Source organism: Paenibacillus dakarensis (assembly GCF_001373415.1).
GTDB classification, from domain to species: Bacteria; Bacillota; Bacilli; order Paenibacillales; family Paenibacillaceae; genus Paenibacillus_AQ; species Paenibacillus_AQ dakarensis.
In genome coordinates, this window is record NZ_CDSE01000077.1 from 1 (window position 1) to 1635 (window position 1635).

The following is a 1635-nucleotide window of genomic DNA, read 5'->3' on the forward strand; positions in this document are numbered from 1 at the left end:
CAAGCCATAGCTTCGGTGGTGTGTTTAGCCCCGTTACATTTTCGGCGCAGAGTCACTCGACCAGTGAGCTATTACGCACTCTTTAAATGGTGGCTGCTTCTAAGCCAACATCCTGGTTGTCTGTGCAACTCCACATCCTTTCCCACTTAACACACACTTGGGGACCTTAGCTGATGGTCTGGGCTGTTTCCCTTTTGACAATGGATCTTAGCACTCACTGTCTGACTCCCGGATAATAAGTCTATGGCATTCGGAGTTTGACTGAGCTTGGTAACCCTTGCGGGCCCCGCACCCAATCAGTGCTCTACCTCCACGACTCTTCTTTCCGAGGCTAGCCCTAAAGCTATTTCGGGGAGAACCAGCTATCTCCGAGTTCGATTGGAATTTCTCCGCTACCCCCACCTCATCCCCGCATTTTTCAACATACGTGGGTTCGGACCTCCAGTGCGTGTTACCGCACCTTCATCCTGGACAGGGGTAGATCACACGGTTTCGGGTCTACGTCCACATACTTATTCGCCCTATTCAGACTCGCTTTCGCTACGGCTACAGCTTCTCGCCTTAACCTTGCATGGGAACGTAACTCGCCGGTTCATTCTACAAAAGGCACGCCATCACCCATAGATCGGGCTCTGACTTCTTGTAAGCACACGGTTTCAGGTTCTATTTCACTCCCCTTCCGGGGTGCTTTTCACCTTTCCCTCACGGTACTGCTTCACTATCGGTCGCTAGGGAGTATTTAGCCTTACCAGATGGTCCTGGCAGATTCATACGGGGTTTCACGTGCCCCGCACTACTCGGGATCCGTCTCGGAGGGAACAGACTTTCAGCTACAGGGCTTTTACCTCTTATAGCGGGCCTTTCCAGACCTCTTCGCCTAATCTGTTCCTTTGTAACTCCATGTGAGACGTCCCACAACCCCAGAGAGCAAGCTCTCTGGTTTAGGCTGTTCCGCGTTCGCTCGCCGCTACTGACGGAATCACTCTTGTTTTCTCTTCCTCAGGGTACTTAGATGTTTCAGTTCCCCTGGTATGCCTCCCACTGCCCTATGTATTCAGGCAGCAGTGACTGCGTATTACCACAGCCGGGTTTCCCCATTCGGACATCCCCGGATCAAAGCTTGCTTACAGCTCCCCGAGGCAGTATCGTTGTTCGCCACGTCCTTCATCGGCTCCTAGCGCCTAGGCATCCTCCGTGTGCTCTTAGTAGCTTAACCAAATGTGCTCTAGTTTCGCGCATGTGCTCTCTTGTTCGCTTGTTTCTCGATTGAATTAAATCAAGGTTGAAACAAGCTCTCAAAGGATCACCTGCCGCGAATCTTTCGCACGCTACTTTTATTAAACTTGCTTGACACAAGTTCAGCTAAAAGGATATTTCTAATTCGCAAATTCGTTTCGTTATCTAGTTTTCAAGGATCAAAAGGTATTATGGTGGAGCCAAGGGGGATCGAACCCCTGACCTCCTGCGTGCAAGGCAGGCGCTCTCCCAGCTGAGCTATAGCCCCATAATAGGAAGTGTTATAAAGTTATATGGTGGGCCCTAGTGGACTCGAACCACCGACCTCACCCTTATCAGGGGTGCGCTCTAACCAGCTGAGCTAAGGGCCCATATAACACGCTTGGCGACGTCCTACTC

General features: G+C 51.2%; 2 tRNA genes and 1 rRNA gene. All 3 read right to left on the bottom strand.

The window, feature by feature from the left end:
• Positions 1-1216 (bottom strand): 23S ribosomal RNA (locus tag BN1234_RS16815); the annotation flags it as partial.
• Between the two features lie 212 nt (positions 1217-1428).
• A tRNA-Ala gene (locus BN1234_RS16820) sits at positions 1429-1504 on the bottom strand.
• Positions 1505-1530: 26 nt separating this feature from the next.
• Positions 1531-1607, bottom strand: a tRNA-Ile gene (locus BN1234_RS16825).
• Between the last annotated feature and the right edge of the window lie 28 nt (positions 1608-1635).